This is a genomic window from Chromobacterium vaccinii (assembly GCF_001855275.1).
GTDB lineage: Bacteria > Pseudomonadota > Gammaproteobacteria > Burkholderiales > Chromobacteriaceae > Chromobacterium > Chromobacterium vaccinii.
This window is the reverse complement of record NZ_CP017707.1, coordinates 3306728-3326997: the sequence shown is the minus strand read 5'-3', so window position 1 is coordinate 3326997 and position 20270 is coordinate 3306728. Positions and strand designations below refer to the sequence as shown.

At 59.2% G+C, this 20270-nt stretch carries 15 protein-coding genes; 7 read left to right on the top strand and 8 right to left on the bottom strand.

Going from position 1 to position 20270, the window contains the following annotated elements; all coding sequences use genetic code 11:
• Nucleotides 1-35: 35 nt before the first annotated feature.
• Complete coding sequence (locus BKX93_RS15380; RefSeq protein ID WP_070980496.1) at nt 36-872, bottom strand: isocitrate lyase/PEP mutase family protein; 837 nt, start codon at nt 870-872, stop codon at nt 36-38.
• A gap of 20 nt (nt 873-892) precedes the next feature.
• On the opposite strand from BKX93_RS15380, the gene BKX93_RS15375 reads away from it, so the two are divergent.
• Nucleotides 893-2221 (top strand): bifunctional transcriptional activator/DNA repair enzyme AdaA, encoded by a 1329-nt coding sequence (locus BKX93_RS15375; RefSeq protein WP_222103261.1) that lies wholly within the window; start codon nt 893-895, stop codon nt 2219-2221.
• A gap of 511 nt (nt 2222-2732) precedes the next feature.
• On the opposite strand, the gene BKX93_RS15370 is transcribed toward BKX93_RS15375, so the two are convergent.
• From BKX93_RS15370 to rpmH, 7 genes are all read right to left on the bottom strand, one after another.
• Nucleotides 2733-4427: an ATP-binding response regulator gene (locus BKX93_RS15370; protein ID WP_070980492.1), complete on the bottom strand. Its 1695-nt coding sequence runs from the start codon at nt 4425-4427 to the stop codon at nt 2733-2735.
• A 56-nt stretch (nt 4428-4483) separates the two neighbouring features.
• Nucleotides 4484-4975 carry a putative pterin-binding protein gene (locus tag BKX93_RS15365; protein WP_070980490.1) on the bottom strand — a complete coding sequence of 164 codons (492 nt, stop codon included), beginning with the start codon at nt 4973-4975 and terminating at the stop codon, nt 4484-4486.
• A 360-nt stretch (nt 4976-5335) separates the two neighbouring features.
• Nucleotides 5336-6688 (bottom strand): tRNA uridine-5-carboxymethylaminomethyl(34) synthesis GTPase MnmE, encoded by a 1353-nt coding sequence (gene mnmE, locus BKX93_RS15360; protein WP_046168518.1) that lies wholly within the window; start codon nt 6686-6688, stop codon nt 5336-5338.
• 327 nt (nt 6689-7015) lie between these two features.
• A complete protein-coding gene (yidC, locus tag BKX93_RS15355; RefSeq protein WP_046155227.1) occupies nt 7016-8653 on the bottom strand; it encodes a membrane protein insertase YidC in 1638 nt (545 codons plus the stop codon).
• A gap of 19 nt (nt 8654-8672) precedes the next feature.
• Nucleotides 8673-8882, bottom strand: a complete 210-nt coding sequence (yidD, locus tag BKX93_RS15350; RefSeq protein ID WP_021477548.1) for a membrane protein insertion efficiency factor YidD — start codon at nt 8880-8882, stop codon at nt 8673-8675.
• On the bottom strand, nt 8858-9223 hold the full coding sequence (gene rnpA / locus BKX93_RS15345) for a ribonuclease P protein component (RefSeq protein ID WP_011137952.1): 366 nt from the start codon (nt 9221-9223) through the stop codon (nt 8858-8860). The genes yidD and rnpA overlap by 25 nt, the downstream gene beginning before the upstream one ends.
• Nucleotides 9224-9227: 4 nt before the next feature.
• Entirely contained in the window at nt 9228-9362 is a 135-nt protein-coding gene (rpmH, locus tag BKX93_RS15340; RefSeq protein ID WP_021477546.1) for a 50S ribosomal protein L34, read from the bottom strand.
• A gap of 330 nt (nt 9363-9692) precedes the next feature.
• Between rpmH and dnaA the strand changes: the two genes are divergently transcribed.
• The 6 genes from dnaA to BKX93_RS24795 all read left to right on the top strand — a co-directional run bounded on the left by dnaA (nt 9693) and on the right by BKX93_RS24795 (nt 19990).
• Nucleotides 9693-11096 carry a chromosomal replication initiator protein DnaA gene (dnaA, locus tag BKX93_RS15335; protein WP_046155228.1) on the top strand — a complete coding sequence of 468 codons (1404 nt, stop codon included), beginning with the start codon at nt 9693-9695 and terminating at the stop codon, nt 11094-11096.
• Between the two features lie 42 nt (nt 11097-11138).
• Nucleotides 11139-12248 (top strand): DNA polymerase III subunit beta, encoded by a 1110-nt coding sequence (gene dnaN / locus BKX93_RS15330; protein WP_046155229.1) that lies wholly within the window; start codon nt 11139-11141, stop codon nt 12246-12248.
• Between the two features lie 132 nt (nt 12249-12380).
• Nucleotides 12381-14771, top strand: coding sequence for a DNA topoisomerase (ATP-hydrolyzing) subunit B (gyrB, locus tag BKX93_RS15325; protein WP_070980489.1), 2391 nt, complete (start codon nt 12381-12383; stop codon nt 14769-14771).
• A 337-nt stretch (nt 14772-15108) separates the two neighbouring features.
• Nucleotides 15109-17844 (top strand): type VI secretion system Vgr family protein, encoded by a 2736-nt coding sequence (locus BKX93_RS15320; RefSeq protein WP_244887187.1) that lies wholly within the window; start codon nt 15109-15111, stop codon nt 17842-17844.
• 3 nt (nt 17845-17847) lie between these two features.
• Entirely contained in the window at nt 17848-19251 is a 1404-nt protein-coding gene (locus BKX93_RS24800; protein WP_145929328.1) for an SH3 domain-containing protein, read from the top strand.
• A 1-nt stretch (nt 19252) separates the two neighbouring features.
• Nucleotides 19253-19990 carry a hypothetical protein gene (locus tag BKX93_RS24795; protein WP_145929327.1) on the top strand — a complete coding sequence of 246 codons (738 nt, stop codon included), beginning with the start codon at nt 19253-19255 and terminating at the stop codon, nt 19988-19990.
• Nucleotides 19991-20270: the final 280 nt, after the last annotated feature.

The window sequence follows — 20270 nt, the reverse complement described above, 5'->3', positions numbered from 1 at the left end:
AAAAGACGTTGAACGGCCTGGTTGTGGATAAATTTTCAGCCTCTGGCGAACAGCGCTTCCGCCTCGGCAAAGCCATAGCTGTGCGCACTCATCGCCGGCCACTCGCCCTGCATCGCCTCATCGGCCATGCGCCGAACCAGACCCATCACCGCCAGCATCGGCCCCACGCCCAGGCTAACGCGCCGCACGCCGGCGTCGAACCAGGCGTCCGCCCCGGCCACATCCGGCAACGCCATCAAGTTCAGCGGACCATGCAAACGTTGCGCCAGCCATGCAGCCTCCGCGACATCGCTTAGTCCTGGCACAAACACCATGTCGGCCCCGGCAGCCAAATAAGCGTTGCCGCGCGCCAGCGTCTCCTCCCGCCGCCGCTCCGCCGTCAAACCAAGATCGAGCAGATAGGTGTCGATGCGGGCATTGATCCACAGAGGCGCGTCCATCTGACCGGCGGCCTGCCTGGCCGCGGCCAGGCGCTCGCACTGCGCCGCCGCGTCGAACAAAAGTTGCGGCAGCCGCCCGTGGCCGTTGTCCTCCAGATTGATGCCGACCACGCCGGCCTCGATCGCGCCTTTCACCGTCAACGCCACATCCGCCGGCGCCAGGCCATAACCCGCCTCGATATCGGCGCTGACCGGCACCGCCACGCTGGCCGCGATACGGGCGATCTCGCCCAGCATCGCCTCGCGAGCCATGCGCTGGGCGTCGCCCAGGCCGCGGGCATAGGCGATGCCGCCGCTGGTGGTGGCGATAGCCGCATGGCCGGCGGCCTCGAACAGCCGGGCGCTGGCAGCGTCCCAAGCGTTGGGCAGCATCAGCCGGCCCTGCAGGTTCAATTGGCGGAAGCGTTCAAAACGGGACAAAGGCGCGATCATGGCGCGTACTCCGGTTGGAAATGGGACGCCATCGTCGCTCGGCGGCCACTCATCGGCTGGCGGTTTTCGGCCATAGACAACATCCCGGGGTTAATGTCCGAAAACCGCTGGCCAGCACTGCGCGTTGCCCGCATCATCGCGCGATGGAACTCGATCCAGATTTCTGCCATCGCGCATTGGCCAGTCGCGACACCCGCTTCGACGGCCGCTTCTTCATCGCCGTGCGCAGTACCGGCATCTACTGCCGCCCGATCTGCCCGGCACGCACCGCCAAGCGCGAGAACATCGCCGTCTATCCCTCCGCCGCCGCCGCGCAGGAGGCCGGCTTTCGCCCCTGCCTGCGCTGCCGTCCGGAAGCCGCGCCCGATTCCGGCGCTTGGCGCGGCGTGGCCAACAGCGGGCACTCGCACACCGTGGCGCGCGCGTTGGCGCTGATCGAGCAGGGCGCGTTGGACGATGGCGGCATGGCAGGGCTGGTGGACAAATTGGGCGTGGGCGAACGCCAGTTGCGGCGGCTGTTCGCCGAACACGTCGGCGCCTCGCCGCTGACGGTGGCGCAAACGCGACGGGTGCTGTTGGCGAAGCAATTGATCCACGAAACGCGGCTGCCGCTGACCGACATCGCCTTCGCCGCCGGCTTCGGCAGCGTGCGCCGCTTCAACGAAGTATTCCAGCAGCTATACCGCCGCGCCCCGGGCGAGCTGCGCCGCGATGCATCCGCTTGTCAAAACGCGCCTGGGGAAGTCAGCCTGCTGCTGCGCTATCGGCCGCCTTACGATTGGCCGGACATGCTGGCGCAACTGGCGGCTCATGTAGTCCCGGGGCTTGAAGCTATCCAAGGAGATGTCTATGCCCGAGTCTTTTGCTGGCGCGGCGTCGCTGGCACGCTGAGCGTCACGCCAACGCGACACCCAGCGCTGCTTGTGACGGTACGAACCCGCCAATGGCAAGCGCTAGGGGACATTCTGGCCCGCCTGCGCGCCATGCTGGACCTCGCCGCCGACCCAGACTGCATCGAGCGTCATCTAGCGCAAGATCCGATGCTTGCAGAGCGTGTCGCCGCTCGCCCCGGCTTGCGACTGCTCGGCGCCTGGAGCGTAGCGGAGAGTGTGTGGAAACACGAAACCGCGCCCAGCGATCGCGCCAGCTGGCTGAACCGGCACGGATGCCCATTGCCATCCGCTGATCCTGCCTTCCCTTCCCTCAGTCATGCTTTCCCACCGAGCCCAAACGCAGAAAACGACATGCCCCGAGCAGCCGAACCTGATGAGTGCAATCCCATGCCTGTTCCAGCGCATATGGATGCTTGGCGTCCATGGCGGGCTTACGCCCAGCACTATCTGGATTGAGACAAAAAGGCGATCAGGTGCGTGGCCGCTCGCCGAACACTTTCGGATACTCACGCCAATACCAGTCCACAGCCTGCTCATGATCCAGCGCAGCAAGGCCGCGCCGAGCAAGGTCAGCCCAATCGCGCCAGCCGCCTGGGTGCATAAGGCCGACACTCCGTACAAGTCCAACCGGTAATCGGCGGGCATGGCCAACGAGCGGTGTGCGCCGCCGCCCAGGTTCATCGCCGCGTTGCAAAAGCCGCATCAGCCCATTCATAAGGCAGGGATGCCTACAGGAGCCGGGCCAGTCCACAGCGCTGCGCGCCTGAAAGCAAGAAACCACCGGGGCGGTGGTTTTGGTGGCAGTTTGCGCGGCTGAAGCGACAATGCATTTCCAGGCAGAGCTGTGGATAAAAATCGTAGGATCACGTCCTTGTGGATAAAACTAAGCCAGAATAAGCATTGGCTACGCTGACAAACAAAGGCAAGACGGTGAGCGGGACAACTGGCTCCAAAACCCCACCATGCTTTATTTCATATGCTGCTTCATAACTTGCCGCAGCCTATTGAAATCAAAAGGCTTTTCTAGCCGCTCAACAAACCAGACAGCTCTTGAGTCGGCATATTCTTCAGGGTAAGCCGTCATTGCAATGATGGGCGCAGCCTTGTTGTTTCTGCTTTTCTTGGCAAACTCCGCAACGTCATACCCGCTTTCCTTGCCTAGCTGCATATCCACCAAGATGATGCTGAAGGCTTTTTCCTGAAGATATCGGCAGGCCTCTTTCACTGTGCTTGCCACAACAACGGGATGCCCATTCATCGTCAAACAATCGGCGAAAGGCGTGCTTATATTTTCATCATCCTCAACCAGCAGAATGCAATCCGTCCTCTCACTCCCGCCCTCTTGGATATTCACCGGCAGCCTGACAACGAATTCCGCCCCCTGCCCCTCTTCGCTTGTCAGTTCGATCTCTCCACCCAGCAGACTCACCAGTTCCTTGACTATCGCTAGACCCAAACCGCTGCTGCCCGGCCGACGCAGCTTGCCTTGGCAGAAGGGCTGGAAAATCCGGCTTTGAAATTCAATGGGAATGCCAATGCCTGTGTCGCGGACCCTTATCTGCAGAATCCCCTGATCATCTTCGCAGTCGATGCGGGCCATGACGGCGATCTCGCCATGGTCAGTATAGCGGATCGCATTCGCGATCAAATTGCCAACGATTTGCCGCAATCGATTGCCATCCAACCTGACTTTTTCAGGCAGGCCAGACACTGAAACTTCCAGTTTCAGTCCCTTGTTTTCCAATTGGACCCGATGCGCTTCAATCGCTTCGTGCAAGACGGTCTCGACATTCACATCTTCCGGGTGCAAGCGGAACTGCATATTGTTGATTGCCGAGATATCCATGATGTCTCGAACCTGGGTCAACAAATGCGTCATGCTGCTCTTCAAGCGCATCAGCGTCGCATGCATTTTACCTGCGGGAGGCACTTCGAATTCGATCAACTCTACGCAGACTTGCATTGTTTGCAGCGGAGAGCGTATCTCATGGCTGATCGTAGCCAGAAAGGTGGTTCTGTCCAGCTCGGCGGAAACCGTTGCCTTATGCGCCGCCCGCTCTTTCTCCAATAAAGCCTGCCGGGCCGCCACGTCGCGGCGCGCCGCGTAATAACGATACAAGAGAATCAGGACAATGATGCCGACCCCAGCCCATAGGGCAAACCACAGCGCGGAGGCAAGCCTTTGACTACGGGCCAAATCCTTATCCACTTCAGATACCCGGGACTGAACGGCAAACTCGGAGAGAAAGGGACGAATTTCGTCGATCTGATCAATGTAATTCTGCGCGGACGAGCGGTTGACCAAAGCAATATTTTCATCGCGGAAAAACTTCTTCAGCAACTTAGAAACGCCATGAAATCCTTCAACCGAGCTCAATAAGCCATGCACGCTGGAGGGGGTGACAAAGTCGAGGAATCGACTTTTCGCCACCGCCAGCCTAAGGTTGGCCTGATCGATGGTCAGCTCGCCCGCCTTCAGACGAACCAGCTCCGCGCGCGAGCGCTCCAACTCGATTTGTAGCTGGGCAACCGTCCAGTACAAATCCTCGTTCTTCCCCTCAAACTTTTTAGTGACGACATGCCGTTCAATGGCAATATAAATGCTCGCAGCGGCGACAAAAAAAACCAGTATGAATACCGGGGGAATGCTCTTGACAGTCATCCATGCTTTATTTCTCACCGCACCCTCACGCGCTCAGGCATCCACCTTGCAATGGATCAATAGACTACAATGCGATCAACTTGCCAAACCAGCTTGGCATCCAGCTGCGGCCCCTTCGCGGCGCTAGGCATATCGGCAATCGGATACATGATCCACAGCGGCCCCCGCTCTTTCACTTCCAGCTGTTTTTTATTCATGGACCGGGCCAGAATGACATTATATTTATCAAATTCCCGCCTATCGATTGAGTACGCGTAGTCATTCAATGCCTGAAATTTAACCTTCGATCCCGTTGCGCCAACTTTCGCCAAGATATCTCGCATCAGCGGGCCGGAAAAAGTTGAAACCGGCGTCCAGCTGGTTTTCGTCACAACGTCGTGCTGCTTTAGCGCCTGAAAATCTTTGACCCTGAAAGCGTATGCTGTCTTGTCTTTATTTGTAAATACTCCAATCTTCCCGGAAACGGTTAAAATAACGGGATTGCTCTCCGCCCAACCATTGCCACTCAGCAGCAACAGGCTGAGCAATCCCCATAAGATTCTCTTCATCACCACTCCCTCTCATTTCCAAGCCCATCCGCTAGCACAAACTCCAGTACCGGCAATTCAAAACACAGGACGCACTCGGAAATAACTAACAAAGATTAGTTAAACCAAAACAACAATGTCATTCTCAATGACAAACTATATCTTATTTTGCCGCATAAAATATATGGTCAAGGCTATTACCAATGCCGCCGTCTCCGATCCGGGCATGGCGCGCAGCGCATCGGGATGATCAGCGATGCCCCGTTTGCATCCATGCCCCGCAAACCCCGCGCCATGAACGCGAAGCCCGAAAATAAAAGCCCCGCTGAAGCGGGGCTTTTCGCAATTCCGGCGCATGCCGGAGAGACAAGAAGGGCCGGACTACTTGCCGATGCAGAAGCGCGAGAAGATCACGCCCAGCAGATCGTCGGCGCTGAACTCGCCGGTGATCTCGGACAGCGCGTTCTGCGCCATCCGCAGCTCTTCGGCGAAGATTTCCACCTGCTCCCAGTCTGCTTCCGCCAGTTCCAGGTGATCGGCCGCGCGGGCGATGGCGTCCAGGTGGCGTTGACGCGCCAGGAACACGCCTTCGTCGGCGCCGCTGTAGCCTATCATTTCCAGCAGCTTGGCCTTGAGAACGTCCACGCCATCCAGCGTGCGGGCGGACAGGCGCACCAGCGGGTGGCCGTCCTGCACGGTCAGGCCGGCGGCCTCGCCGGACAGGTCCACCTTGTTGAAGACCTGCACCCGCGGCAGCGCCGGCGGCAGCCGCTCCAGGATCGCCTGCACTTCGGCGGTCAAGCCTTCGCGGCTGTCCACCAGCAGCAGCGCCAGATCGGCGCGCTCCACCGCCTGCCAAGTGCGCTCGATGCCTATCTTCTCCACCACGTCGTCGGTGTCGCGCAGGCCGGCGGTGTCGATCACGTGCACCGGCACGCCGTCGATGACGATCTCCTCGCGCACCGTGTCGCGGGTGGTGCCGGCGATATCCGTCACGATGGCAATGTCGTCGCCGGCCAGCGCGTTCATCAAGCTGGACTTGCCGACATTGGGCTGGCCCACCAGCACCACGTGCATGCCCTCGCGCAGGATGGCGCCCTGCTTGGCGGTGGCCTGCACCCCCACCAGGTGCCCGCGCAGGCGGCGCAGGCGGCCGATGGCGTCGGCTTGCTTGAGGAAGTCGATCTCCTCTTCCGGAAAGTCCAGCGTCGCCTCCACCAGCATGCGCAGGTTGATCAGCTCGTCCACCAGGCCGTGCACTTCGCGCGAGAACGCGCCCTTCAACGATTTCAGCGCGCTTTTGGCCGCCGTTTCGCTGCTGGCGTCGATCAGATCGGCCACGCTCTCGGCCTGGGCCAGGTCCAGCTTGTCGTTGAGGAAGGCCCGCTTGGTGAATTCGCCCGGCTCGGCCAGCCGCGCACCCAGCTCCACGCAGCGCGACAGCAGCATCTTCAGCACCACCGGCCCGCCGTGGCCCTGCAGCTCGATCACGTCCTCGCCGGTGAAGCTGTTGGGTCCGGGGAAGAACAGCAGCAGGCCGTTGTCCAGCGCCTGGCCGTGGCCGTCGAAGAAGTCGGTGTAGGTGGCGTAACGCGGCTTGGGCGTCTTGCCATTGGTGATGGCCTGCGCGAACGGCAGCAGGTCCTTGCCGGAGACGCGGATCACGCCGACGCCGCCGCGTCCGGGAGCGGTGGCGACGGCGCAGATGGTGGCGGGGGTGTAGCTGAGGTTCATCGGCATTCCTTCGATGCTTGGCCGCGGACGGCGGGCTGGCACACGGGCGGACATCGGGCATCAAGAGTCGGCATCGCCCCTCGCCCCCGAAGGGAGAGGGGGCAGGCCGCCTTGCGCTCATGCTCCGCGCCGGCTTCATGCCCGCGGCGAATTCATTTAGAGCGGCTAACAGAGCACCTGAGCCAAGGCGCGCCGACGCAGACAGCACACATGGTACGGCAAGGAGGCGCAACGCAGGATCAGGGGCTCTGTTAGCTGCTCCTGTTCAATTATCCAGCAAAAAACCCGGCCAGTGGCCGGGTTCGATCAGCAATTCGGACGGGGCGCTCAGGATTGCAGCGCGGCCTTGTTGCTCTTTTCGATCTGCTTGTTGATGAACCATTGCTGGGTCATCGACAGCACGTTGTTGACCACGTAGTACAGCACCAGGCCGGCCGGGAAGAAGAAGAACAGCGCGGAGAAGGCCAGCGGCATGATCTTCATCATCTTCGCCTGCATCGGGTCGGCCGGCGGCGGGTTCAGGAAAGTCTGCAGGAACATGGTGCCGGCCATGATCACCGGCAGGATGTAGTACGGGTCCGGGCGGGCCAAGTCGGTGTACCACAGAATCCACGGCGCGCCGCGCAGTTCCACGGAAGCCAGCAGCGCCCAGTACAGGCCGATGAACACCGGGATCTGGATCAGCATGGGCAGGCAGCCGCCCAGCGGATTGACCTTCTCGGTCTTGTACATCTCCATCACCGCCTGCTGGAACTTCATGCGGTCGTCGCCATGCTGCGCCTTCAGGCGCTCCAGACGCGGCGCCAGGGCCTTCATCTTGGCCATCGAGCGGTAGGACGCAGCGGTCAGCGGGTAGAACACCGCCTTTACGGTCAGCGTCAGCAGCACGATCGCCCAGCCCCAGTTGCTCACCAGCGCGTGCAGTTTCACCAGCAGCCAGAACAGCGGCGAGGCGAAGATGTAGAAGATGCCGAAGTCCTTGGCGTATTCCATGCCGTCGGCCAGTTTGGAGATGATGCTGTACTCTTCCGGACCGGCGAACAGCGGCACGGACACGCTCAGGCTCTTGCCCGGCGCGACGGTGGCGTAGTCCACCAGCGCGGCGGCGGAGTTCAGGCCGGCGGTTTCCTTCAGCTCGAAGCGGCAGGAACGCTCGTCCTTGCAGACCGAGGCGCCGTCCAGCGGCTTCAGGATCCAGGCGGACATGAAGTAGTGCTGCACCATCGCCACCCAGCCGTCGGTGGTGGTCTTGGCGTAGTCGCCCTTGCCCTTGGCCAGATCGTCGAAACTCACCTTCTGGAACTTGTGCTCCGAGGTGTACACGGCCGGACCGGTGTAGGTGTGAGCCATGCGGCCTTCGCCTTCCGGCGCCTGGCTGTCGCGCAGCAGGCGGTAGTAGGCGGTGGGGGCCAGCGGCGCGGCGCCGCCGTTCACGATGTCGTAACGAACGCCGATTTCGTAGCTGTTCTTGCTGAAGGTGTAAACCTTGCTCACCTTGACGCCGTTGGCGTCCGGCGCGGTCAGCTTCACTTCCAGCTTGTCGCCGGTCAGCTCGTAGCTGGGCTTGTCGGCGGTGAATACGGTTTTATGGGTGGGCAGCGCGGGATTGCTGGCCGCCACCAGGCCGGTCTGGGCTACGTAGGTGCGCTTGGCGTCGTCCTCGAACAGCTGGAACGGCTGGTTGTGGTCTTCTGCCGCGCCGTGCTTCAGAAGCTTCAGCGAGCGCAGGTCGCCGCCCACGGTATCGATCTCTGCCTCGACCAGATCGGTCTTGACGTGGATGCGCTGACCACGGGTCAGCTTGTTGGCGTCGGCCGGCTGCGCCACATTATTGGCGGCGCCGGTCGTGGCCTGGGTCTTGGCCGCTTGCTGCTGCGGGGTGTGCTTGGGCATGAAATATTCATTCCACCCAAACAAGATGCCCACGGACAGTAGAACAAAGATTATCAGTCGCTTGGAGTCCATCTTCTCGATACCGGAAAGTTCAGGGAACCGGGTCATAGCCGCTGCCGCCCCAGGGGTGGCAACGGCAGATGCGCCTGGCGGCCAGACAGCCGCCCTTGAGCGCGCCGTGTTTCCTCACCGCCTCGATCGCGTAGCCGGAACAGGTGGGCTGGAAGCGACAACGCGGCGCCAACCACGGGCTGATAGCCAGCTGGTAGAAACGGATCAGGAGGATGAGGATGCGCGACATCGTGCCAGTTTAGCAAACAAGGCCTGCAAAGCCGTTACAGCTTCGGCGCGCTGTTCTCGGGTAAACGCCGTCTTGGCGCGCACCACGTAGTCCACGCCGTCCAGACCTTGCTGGTTCAGGCGGAACCACTCGCGCACGCAGCGCTTGATATAGTTGCGGCGTACCGCCCGCTTGGCGACCTTCTTGCCGACCACCAGGCCCACACGGGCGTGGTCCAGGCCGTTGGGACGGGCGAACACCTGGAAGAACGCATTGCTGCGCTGTTGCCGCAAACTAAAAACGGATGAGAACTCATCCGTTTTTAACAGCCGGTGCGCACGGCGAAAGCGGTAAGCCGACAAGGGCTTAGACGGCCAGCTTCTTGCGGCCCTTGGCGCGGCGAGCGGCGATGACGGCGCGGCCGCCACGGGTCTTCATGCGGACCAGGAAGCCGTGAGTGCGTTTGCGACGGGTATTGGAAGGCTGGTAAGTACGTTTCATGATATGGGTTTCCTGTTTCGAAACGGAAATAAACGCGTGATTTGACTAGATATTCGCCGCTTTGTCAACGAGGAATTTTCTCCACCCCTGTGGATAACTTTGCAAAAAACCGTTAGAATGTCTAGGTTTACCGTTGCCGATCGGCTGCACAACAAATGAACGCACTCCGGGGCTCTCCAGCCCGCCGCGTTCGAAACACCGCAGCCCGTCGGCCGCTCCCATGCCGAACATTCCGTCGTTCGCGCGCGCGAAACGCGCGCCGCGTGCGGCATTTCCCGCTGTTGCAAGCCATGCGCCGGCAGCGGGTTTTTCGCTTTCACTTGGTATGTAATGACTGAACTGGATCAATTCTGGCCTGCGTGCCTAGCCCGCCTGGAGGCCGAACTGTCTTCGCAACAGTTCAACACCTGGATCAAGCCGCTGACCGCCGAAGCCGGCGACGAAGGCATTGCGCTGTTCGCACCGAACCGCTTCATCATGCAGTTCATCAAAGACCGCTTCCTGCCGCGCATCGAGGAACTGGCCGTTGAACTGGTGGGCGAGCTGCCGGTGGAGCTGCGCCTGGGCGCGCCCAGCTCGCGCCCCGCCGCCCCGGTAGCCAGCAGCAGCCAGCCCAGGGCCAAGGAGCCGGCCAAGACCGCGGCCAGCGCCCCGGCCGCGCCGTCGCCCGCCAAACAGGCGGCGGTGAAGGCCATTGGCGGCAGCCATGAAAGCACGCGCCTGAATCCGTCCTTCACCTTCGACACGCTGGTGACCGGCAAGGGCAACCAGCTGGCGCGCGCCGCAGCGATGCAGATCGCCGAGAATCCGGGCGACCAGGCTTACAACCCGCTGTTCGTCTACGGCGGCGTGGGCCTGGGCAAGACTCACTTGATCCAGGCGATCGGCAACCACGTGTTCCAGAAGAACCCGCAGGCCAAGATCCGCTACATCCACGCCGAACGCTACGTGGCCGACATCATGCGCGCCTACCAGCACAAGGCCTTTGATGAATTCAAGCGCTACTACCACTCGCTGGACCTGTTGCTGATTGACGACATCCAGTTCTTCGCCGGCAAGAACCGCACCCAGGAAGAATTCTTCTACGCCTTCAACGCGCTGATCGAGGGCGGCAAGCAGGTGATCATGACCTGTGACAGCTACCCCAAGCAGATAGAAGGCATGGAAGAGCGGCTGATCTCGCGCTTCTCCTGGGGCCTGACCGTGGAAATCCAGCCGCCGGAGCTGGAGATGCGCGTGGCCATTCTGATGAAGAAGGCCGAGGCCGACAGCATCAAGCTGGAGCACAACGTGGCGTTCTTCATCGCCCAGAACGTGCGCTCCAACGTCCGCGAGCTGGAAGGCGCGCTCAAGCGCGTGGTGGCCTACGCCCGCTTCACCAACCAGAACATCACGCTGGAGCTGGTGAAAGAAGCGCTGAAGGACATCCTGGCCGCCGGCAACCGCCAGGTGACGGTGGACGCCATCCAGAAGACGGTGGCCGAGTACTACAAGATCAAGCTGTCCGACATGCACAGCAAGAAGCGTTCGCGCGACATCGCCCGCCCGCGCCAGGTGGCGATGGCCCTGGCCAAGGAGCTGACCCAGCTGTCCTTGCCCAATATCGGCGACGCCTTCGGCGGCCGCGACCACACCACGGTGCTGCACGCCTGCAAGACAATCAACGAGATGCGCGCCAACGACGCCGACATCGCCCACGATTACGAAGCGCTGCTGGCCATGCTGCGCAATTAAAACCATGATCCGACTCTTCACCATTCATTGGGAGCCCGCCACATGCTGATCCTGCAAGCCGAACGCGATGCCCTGCTCAAGCCCTTGCTGGCAGTCACCGGCATTGTCGAGCGTCGTCACACGCTGCCCATCCTGTCCAACGTCCTGATCGAGAAAAAGGGCGGACAGGTAGGCTTTTTGGCCACCGACCTGGAAATCCAGATCACCACCGCCAGCAGCGACGAGCTGCCGGGCGAGGATTTCCGCCTCACCACCTCGGCCAAGAAGCTGCAGGACATCCTGCGCGCCATCCCCGGCAACGCCACCGTCACGCTGGAACAGCTGGACGGCGGCCGCCTGGTGCTGAAGGCCGGCAAGAGCCGCTTCAACCTGCAAACCCTGCCGGCGGAAGACTTTCCGCTGCTGTCGGTGGGCAGCGCCGGCGAATCCAGCTTCTCGCTGTCCCAGCGCGAGCTGAAGCGCCTGATCTCCCAGGTGCAGTATTCGATGGCGGTGCAGGACATCCGTTATTACCTCAACGGCCTCTTGATGCAGACCGACGGCAACCAGGTGCGCCTGGTGGCCACCGACGGCCACCGCCTGGCCTTCGCCAGCGCCGACGTCACCGCCACCCTGCCCAAGGCCGAGGTGATCCTGCCGCGCAAGACCATCATCGAGCTGTACAAGCTGCTGCAAGACAGCGACGACGAGATCAAGATCGAAGTGCTGGCCAACCAGGTGCGCTTCAGCTTCGGCGCCACCGTGATCATCAGCAAGGTGGTGGACGGCAAGTTCCCCGACTACAACCGCGTAATCCCGCTGGACAACGAAAAGATCTTCCTGATCGAACGCCTGGAATTCCTGCACGCGCTGCAGCGCGCCGCCATTCTGGCCAACGAGAAGTTCCGCGGCGTGCGCCTGGTGCTGGCCCCGGGCAAGATGTCCATCCTGTGCACCAACAGCGAACAGGAAGAAGCCGAGGAAGAACTGGAAATCGCCTTCCAGGGCGGCACCCTGGAAATCGGCTTCAACATCAATTACCTGCTGGACGTGCTGACCAATCTGCCGGCCGACACCCTGCAGCTGGCGTTTGGCGATTCCAACCGCAGCGCGCTGTTCACCATTCCGGACGTCAGCAACTTCAAGTACATCGTGATGCCGATGCGCATCTGATGTAGCGACGGAGCGGGCGGCCCAGCCGCCCACCGGGTTAAAGAGCCCCCGCCCCCCCGGGCGGACGGCTCTCAAGAATGACCGGCGCGGCCCGCCTCACGGCGCAGCCGCCGCCATTTGGAAGGTTTGAGTATGAGCGAACAAGAATACGGCGCGGACAGTATCAAGGTGCTTAAAGGCCTGGATGCGGTGCGCAAGCGCCCCGGCATGTATATTGGCGACACCCAGGACGGCACCGGCTTGCACCACATGGTGTTTGAAGTGCTGGACAACGCCATTGACGAGGCGCTGGCCGGCCATGCCGACACCATCAAGGTCACCATCAATCCGGACAACTCCGTTTCCGTGGAAGACAACGGCCGCGGCATTCCCACCGACATCCACCCGGAAGAAGGGCGGTCGGCGGCGGAAGTGATCATGACCATCCTGCACGCCGGCGGCAAATTCGACAGCAACAGCTACAAGATCTCCGGCGGCCTGCACGGCGTGGGCGTGTCGGTGGTGAACGCGCTGTCCGACTGGCTGAAGCTGAAGATCTGGCGCGACGGCAAGGTGCATGAAATGGAATTCCGCCGCGGCGACGCGGTGGCCCCGCTCACCGTCACCGGCCATACCAGCCACCGCGGCACCGAGGTCACCTTCTTCGCCAGCGTGGAAACCTTCGGCCACATCGAATTCCACTTCGACATCCTGGCCAAGCGCATCCGCGAACTCTCGTTCCTCAACCAGGGCGTGGGCATCCAGCTGATCGACAAGCGCAGCGGCAAGGAAGAAAACTTCGCCTTCTCCGGCGGCGTGGCCGGCTTCGTCGAGTACATGAACCGCAACAAGAACGTGCTGCACCCCAAGACCTTTTACGGCCTGGGCGAGAAAGACGGCATGACGGTGGAAGTGGCGATGCAGTGGAACGACTCTTATCAAGAGAACGTCCAGTGCTTCACCAACAACATCCCCCAGCGGGACGGCGGCGCCCACATGACCGCGCTGCGCCAGGTGATGACCCGCACGCTGAACCAGTTCATCGAAGAAACCGAAGCCGCCAAGAAGGCCAAGGTGGACACCACCGGCGACGACATGCGCGAAGGCTTGACCTGCGTGCTGTCCGTCAAGCTGCCGGACCCCAAGTTCTCCAGCCAGACCAAAGATAAATTGGTTTCCAGCGAAATCGGCCCGGTGGTGAACGAAGTGGTCAGCGAAGCGCTGAAAACCTATCTGCTGGAAAACCCCAACGACGCCAAGATCATCTGCGGCAAGATCGTGGAAGCCGCCCGCGCCCGCGAGGCCGCGCGCAAAGCCCGCGAAATCACCCGCCGCAAGGGCGTGATGGACGGCCTGGGCCTACCCGGCAAGCTGGCCGACTGTCAGGAAAAAGACCCGTCGCTGTGCGAACTGTACCTGGTGGAGGGCGACTCCGCCGGCGGCTCCGCCAAGCAAGGCCGCGACCGCAAATTCCAGGCCATCCTGCCGCTGAAGGGCAAGATTCTCAACGTGGAACGCGCCCGCTTCGACAAGATGCTGCAAAGCCAGGAAGTGGCCACCCTGATCACCGCCATGGGCTGCGGCATCGGTAAGGACGAGTACAACCCGGACAAGCTGCGCTACCACCGCATCATCATCATGACCGATGCCGACGTGGACGGCGCGCACATCCGCACCCTGCTGCTCACCTTCTTCTACCGCCAGATGACCGAGCTGGTAGAGCGCGGCCACATCTACATCGCCCAGCCGCCGCTGTACAAGGCCAAGCACGGCAAGCAAGAACGCTATCTGAAAGACGACGGCGAACTGAACCAGTACCTGCTGCAACTGGCGCTGGAAAAAGCCGAGCTAATCCCGGCCGAAGGCGAAGCCCCGCTGTCCGGCGAAACCCTGGGCGAGATCGCCCGCCAGTTCCTGCTGGCCCGCGCGGTGATGGAACGCGAAAGCCGCGTCATCGACCCGCTGGTGCTGGAAGCCATGCTCAAAACCGGCCCGCTGTCGCTGGAAAGCCAACAGCAAGCCGACGCCACCGTGACCGCGCTGAACAAGCACCTGTCCGCCGACACCATCGAGCTGCAACTGCTGCGCGATGAAAAGAACGACGGCCACCTGGTGAAGATCATCCGCAAGCTGCACGGCAACGTGCTGGTGACCGTGCTGGACCAGAACTTCCTGGACAGCGGCGACTACGCCGAGCTGAAAAAGACCGGCCACCTGCTGGGCGGCCTACTGCGCGAAGGCGCCCACGTCAAACGCGGCGAAACCGTCAAACCGGTAGCCGAATTTGGCGAAGCGCTGGACTGGCTGCTGGCCGAGGTGAAAAAGGGCATGAACATCCAGCGCTACAAAGGCCTGGGCGAGATGAACCCGGAACAGCTGTGGGAAACCACCATGGACCCGACCGTGCGCCGCCTGCTCAAGGTGCGCATCGAAGACGTGATGGGCGCGGACGACGTGTTCACCACCCTGATGGGCGACGAGGTGGAGCCGCGCAGGCAGTTCATTGAGGGTAATGCGCTGATTGCGCGGAATATTGACGTCTAAGCTTGTAGGATCCCACGAATATCTAGATTTTTCCCACTTTTCTAGATTTTTGGGATTTCACACGCAGCCTACGCTGTGAGAAAAATGGCCTCCAGGTTTGGGGGCCATTTTTATTTCTAGAGTATCACTGGATTCAAAAAACGTACTGAGCACATTAGGCCCCAGTATTGAGAAAATCATCCAGTCCCTACCAATAACATACCTGTACTTTAGTACAGTCATGTCAACCGTTGCCGACAATTTAAGTTGTTGCTCCCCCCTCAACATCATAAAATTCTTATCCCCTTTCAGTTCAATAACATACCCTCTTTCGAGGGTATTTTTATTTGGGAGTCTGATGGATCTGAATTCACTGCTGGCCAGCTTCGCCTCCGCCTTTGGCCAAAATAACCGGTTATTGACGCTGCAATTGGGCAGCGGCCAGATCGCCGCCGAGCAGCTGCTGCCGCTGAGCCTGGACGGCGAGGAAGGCGTCTCCCGCGCCTACCGCTACACGCTCACCTGCCTGTCGCCGGACGGCAATATCGAGCTCAAGACCTTGCTGGGCCAGCCGGCCCGAATCGGCATTGCCGATGCGGACGGAGACGAAACCATCCGCTGCGGCGTGGTTAGCCAGGTCAGGCTGGCGGGGTCGGACGGCGGTTTCGCCAAATACGAGCTGATCATCGAGCCGCCCCTCGCGTTGCTACGCCATCGCCGCACTTCTCGCGTATTCCAGGATTTGTCGGTTCCGGACATCGTCAAACAGATCCTGTCCGAGCATCAGGCAACCAATCCCGCCTTCGCCCGGACCCAGACGCTGGACATCCAGGTCAAACCGGCCCTGCCGCGCAGCTATACGCTGCAATATCGCGAGAGCGATTTCGATTTCATCGTCAGGCTGCTGCATGAGGAAGGCTACGCCTGGCGATTCGTGCATCTGGATGACGATGGTTCGCAAGTGGAACTGGCCATCTTTGACGATGCCCACAGCCTGCCGGGCTCCAAGTTGGACCGGGTACGCTTCCACCGCAGCGACGCTACTGAGGAAGAGGATGGCCTCACCGGCTGGGAAGCCGCGCGCCAGATCGTGCCCGGCGGCACCGCCTTGGCCAGCTACGATTACAAACCGGTCTACACCCAGCAGATCCAGGATGATAGCCGCATCGACCAAGGCCAAACTGGCCAAGCCCTGCAAAGCAGCCTGACTCAGTACGACGCGCCGGGTTTGTACTATGCCGGCGACGAGGAACAACTGGGTCATTACGCCGAGTTGCGGCAGCAAGCCAACGATCTGCAAGCCAAGTCGTTCAGCGGCAGCGGATCGGTGCGCGGGCTGCTGCCGGGCGAGTGGTTCCGTCTGGACGACCATCCCGCGCATGACGGCGATGCGGCGGAGAAGCGCGAATTTGTCGTCACCGGCCAAAGCTTCCAGGTCCGCAACAACCTGCCGACCGACTTGGCGCAGCATGTCGGCGCAGACCAGAACACCGCCCCTTTCGCTACTGCCATCCAGACCCAGCGCCGCGGCATCCCGCTGACGCCGGCGTTTGCCGATACCGAGCACGCCAAGCCGAAATCTCGCGGCGTGCAGACCGCCACCGTGGTTGGCCCCGCCGGCGAGGAAGTCCACACCGATGAACAAGGCCGGATCAAGGTGCAATTCCACTGGCAGCGGCCGGAAGAGCATCCCACCATCGGCGCGGCGATGGATGACAAGTCGTCATGCTGGGTCCGAGTGGCGATGCCGTCGGCCGGAGCAGCCTGGGGCCACCAGTTCATCCCGCGCCTCGGCCAGGAAGTGCTGGTCGACTTCATCGAAGGCGACATCGACCGGCCGGTGATCACCGGCGTGCTGTACAACGGCAGCCACCCGACGCCCGACTTCAGCGGCGCCGGCAGCCTGCCGGCCAACAAGACCCTGTCCGGCATCAAATCCAAAGAACACCAGGGCGGCGGCTACAACGAGCTGCTGTTCGACGACACCCCCGGCGAAGTGCGCGCCAAGCTGTCGAGCGAAGCGGGCAAGACCCAGCTCAACCAGGGCTACCTCGCCCACCCGCGCAGCAACGGCAAAGCCCAGCCGCGCGGCGACGGCTTCGAACTCAGAACCGACCACCACGGCGCCATCCGCGCCGCCCACGGCCTGCTGCTGTCCACCGAGGCGCAGAACGGCGCATCCGGCAAACAGCTGGCGCGCGAGCACACCCAGAGCCAGCTGGACTCGGCCCTCAGCCTCTCCCAGGCGCTGGCCGAGACCGCCACCGGCCAACTGGCCGACACCATGGAAACCGGGCCCGACGAAATCGGCCTGGACAACGCCAAGGCCGGCAAGAAAAGCGACGGCCACCTGCAGCACCACGCCGACGCGCTGAAGGCTTGGGAAGCGGGAACCAACACCGACAAGGACGGCAAGACCGCCAAGGGCCAAGCCGGCCAGCAGCCGCTGCTGGTGCTGTCCGCACCCGCAGGCATCGCCTCCCTGACCGAGCAAAGCCAAACCCTCAGCGCTGGCCAGAACCTGAACCTGGTCGCCCAGCGCGACGCCAACCACACGACGGGACGGCGCTGGCTGCACAACGTCGGCCAGCACATCAGCCTGTTCGTGGCGGGAGTGAAGGACAAGGTGGCGCTGAAGCTGATCGCCGCCAAGGGCAAGGTGCAGGTGCAGGCGCAGAGCGATGCGATGGAGCTGACGGCGGATAAGGATGTATCGATCACCTCCTGCAAAAACGTCATCACCGTTGCAGCCAAAGAAGAGATTCTGCTAACCAGCGGCGGCAGCTACATCCGCATCGCCGGCGGCAATATCGAGGTACATTGCCCAGGCACCGTGAGCGTCAAGGGGGCTGAACATCAATTGAGTGGGCCCACAAGTCTCGTTCAGACGTTGAAATCAGAGAATAAAACCACAGACTTGCATGTACGTTATGAGGATGCTGAGGGCAACCCCTTGGTTGGGGAACAAATCAAGCTGCAATCAGGTGATAATACAAAATTGCAACAATCATCTGATGCAGACGGCTGGGTAAAGTTTAAGAATGTGCTTTTCGACACATTCAAGGGCGATTTACCTACAAGAAAAAAAGGTTAAATCATGTCCGATAAAGCTATGCCGGAAAATCTGGTTTATGTTTGCCTCCCTGGAGAAACGGCAAAAGGTCTGGTCGCAGGCTGCAAAAATCGAGTAATTAAGCGCAGGCACAGAGACGTGGTCATTCAGATAAATATAAAGTCGAGTGCCACCTATACTCTGAGAACAGACCGCAGTGATTTTTATAGCGAAAGAGATAAACTTCTACATGCATACCATGCAAGAAAAAGCATGTCTTTCAAGGATGGTGAGCGCATATATGTTTGGATATCCAGAGACTTCTCTGGAAAATTAATTATTGAAAGCTCGGGAAAAGTCTTAGGCGAATGGCATCCAAACAAATTAGACAACAATAAGTATGACAAAGACCCAATGATCAAGCCCGAACCGCTGATGATCGTTCTAAATAGCAGGCCCGCAACACCTAACTTCTTGAAATGTACAGCCGCGGACCCCTATGGGCATACTGCCGTTTTAACCCAAGAAGACCAGTTACTTCAAGGCTTCCTGAGCGACGAAAAAATGAAGAAGAGTCAATACTCCTATTTATTAGGAAGTATGGACAAGCCCGAGCTCCAAGAGCACTATATTGCCGGCACAATTTCAAAAAATGAGCTAACCCCTGCGGCTATTCAACAACTTGAACTACTTGGAGGCCAAATGACAGGGGCTCCAGATCAGCTATTTAAAGAGCCTCAAAAGGGTAGTCAGCTTGAAGCCATCATTGCCAATGTAGTTGAGGGAACAAATGCCGCAATGACAAGCAATGATTCCCCTCTCACTGCCAATTATTTTAAAGAAACCGCAGGTTATATCCAGTCTCACTGGAAAAGATTCAACATGCTAGGCATGCGAGTCTATATAGAGAGGTCCAAAATTGGCATGTATCGTTATGTTTTCAAAGGCAGGCTGATTACCCCAACAGGACTGTCTAAGCTAAAAACAGTTAGCATGCCCGTAGGTAGCAACAAAGCTGAATTTTTGGGGTCGAATCATCACATAACAGGACGACGCGGCCTCGGTGGGTTTAAAAGAGTATTTTTAACCGCCAAAGGAAATTTCAGGGCGGGCATGAAGATTCAAGGCGTCGGAACGGTAATAGATTTATATGGAGACTTCGCCACCACATTTGGAGATGGAAAGTCCAATGACATAAGCGAGTTTTTCGGAAGAGCTGGAGTGTCTATCTTCAAAGCCGGGAGCACAGCAGCTTTAGGTGGTTTGATTACTGCGGGCATTATGTTTACCGCCGCTGCCGCCGCATCAGCAGTTGGTGTTACCATAACGGCTCCAGTTTGGCTGGGCGCAATGGTTGTTGTTGGAGGCTACATACTTGCCGCAACCGTGATTGACTATGCAGATAGCGCATTTAATATTAAAGAGACCGTAGCTGGTTGGGCTAGATAATATGAATCCCATTACAAAAATTTCTAGAATTGTGTTGGTTTGGGCATGGATTCTATTGCCTCTAGCCTTTATTATGGCAAATCAGTGGTCTGGCAAGTCGCCTGAGGCCATTAGATTTTCCATAGCTTTCTATCTTACCTTCGCAATTTTGGCAACAATTTCCACACTCGTACTTAGCAGAAAAGCAAATAAAATAGCCGTTTATTCTCTGGGTATATTTAATGCTTTTTTTGCGTGCACTATTCTCAGTGCATTCTTATTCATTTTCCCCGCTTTTTTTAAAAAATACGATTCGGAAAACTTTAATTTTATATTAGTTGCCTATACTGCCGCCTGGACAGTATTTGCCATTGCACATGGCTTTCTGACATTACCAAAGATATCAGAAATACAAGATTTTTTCATAAAGGACTTTAAAGAATCTGGCACAATATCAGGAGGAAGAGTGATTGAGCATTTCTCCATACAAGAAAAACTCTTACTTAACAAATTCAATGACTCAATCCTAAAGCTCGCCTTTCCAATCACAATGGTATTGTTATTAATAGTGGGGCTAAATCTAAGAAAAGCACATCCTGAATTTTCAACAATGGCTATCAGTACAGCTATGTCTTTCTTGCTAGCCTGCCTTATTCAAATTTACATGATGAGCTGTATTTGCATTGCAGCTGCCATGCAAGCAAACAGAAAACTTGGTGTTCAATTATCTCCACGCAATCCGTTACATACTAGCAAATGAGCCTAGACTCCATAAATTTGATGTACGCACTAAGATATCGCTGTTGTTATATCCTCTCGTACTAGGCACGTTGGCAACATACAGACTGACATGAAGTGATTACATTCGCTCCCCCAAGCCAGACACAGTTCTAAAGTGCACACAATGGATGTCGTCCGGCACCTCCAGAACACCGAGGTAGCTGATCTAACTAGCCGCCTTCCAAGCGGCTGAGGTTCGAGGCACTTCTACTCCACGGCAGTAGCATCAACGCTTGTCGCCAGTGGGTAAACTCGCACCA

Excerpts from the sequence above, each read along its gene's own strand:
- BKX93_RS15380 (WP_070980496.1), bottom strand. The coding sequence starts at position 872 with ATGATCGCGCCTTTGTCCCGTTTTGAACGCTTCCGCCAATTGAACCTG.
- BKX93_RS15375 (WP_222103261.1), top strand. The coding sequence starts at position 893 with ATGGGACGCCATCGTCGCTCGGCGGCCACTCATCGGCTGGCGGTTTTC.
- BKX93_RS15370 (WP_070980492.1), bottom strand. The coding sequence starts at position 4,427 with ATGACTGTCAAGAGCATTCCCCCGGTATTCATACTGGTTTTTTTTGTC.
- BKX93_RS15365 (WP_070980490.1), bottom strand. The coding sequence starts at position 4,975 with ATGAAGAGAATCTTATGGGGATTGCTCAGCCTGTTGCTGCTGAGTGGC.
- mnmE (WP_046168518.1), bottom strand. The coding sequence starts at position 6,688 with ATGAACCTCAGCTACACCCCCGCCACCATCTGCGCCGTCGCCACCGCT.
- yidC (WP_046155227.1), bottom strand. The coding sequence starts at position 8,653 with ATGGACTCCAAGCGACTGATAATCTTTGTTCTACTGTCCGTGGGCATC.
- yidD (WP_021477548.1), bottom strand. The coding sequence starts at position 8,882 with ATGTCGCGCATCCTCATCCTCCTGATCCGTTTCTACCAGCTGGCTATC.
- rpmH (WP_021477546.1), bottom strand. The coding sequence starts at position 9,362 with ATGAAACGTACTTACCAGCCTTCCAATACCCGTCGCAAACGCACTCAC.
- dnaA (WP_046155228.1), top strand. The coding sequence starts at position 9,693 with ATGACTGAACTGGATCAATTCTGGCCTGCGTGCCTAGCCCGCCTGGAG.
- dnaN (WP_046155229.1), top strand. The coding sequence starts at position 11,139 with ATGCTGATCCTGCAAGCCGAACGCGATGCCCTGCTCAAGCCCTTGCTG.
- gyrB (WP_070980489.1), top strand. The coding sequence starts at position 12,381 with ATGAGCGAACAAGAATACGGCGCGGACAGTATCAAGGTGCTTAAAGGC.
- BKX93_RS15320 (WP_244887187.1), top strand. The coding sequence starts at position 15,109 with ATGGATCTGAATTCACTGCTGGCCAGCTTCGCCTCCGCCTTTGGCCAA.
- BKX93_RS24800 (WP_145929328.1), top strand. The coding sequence starts at position 17,848 with ATGTCCGATAAAGCTATGCCGGAAAATCTGGTTTATGTTTGCCTCCCT.
- BKX93_RS24795 (WP_145929327.1), top strand. The coding sequence starts at position 19,253 with ATGAATCCCATTACAAAAATTTCTAGAATTGTGTTGGTTTGGGCATGG.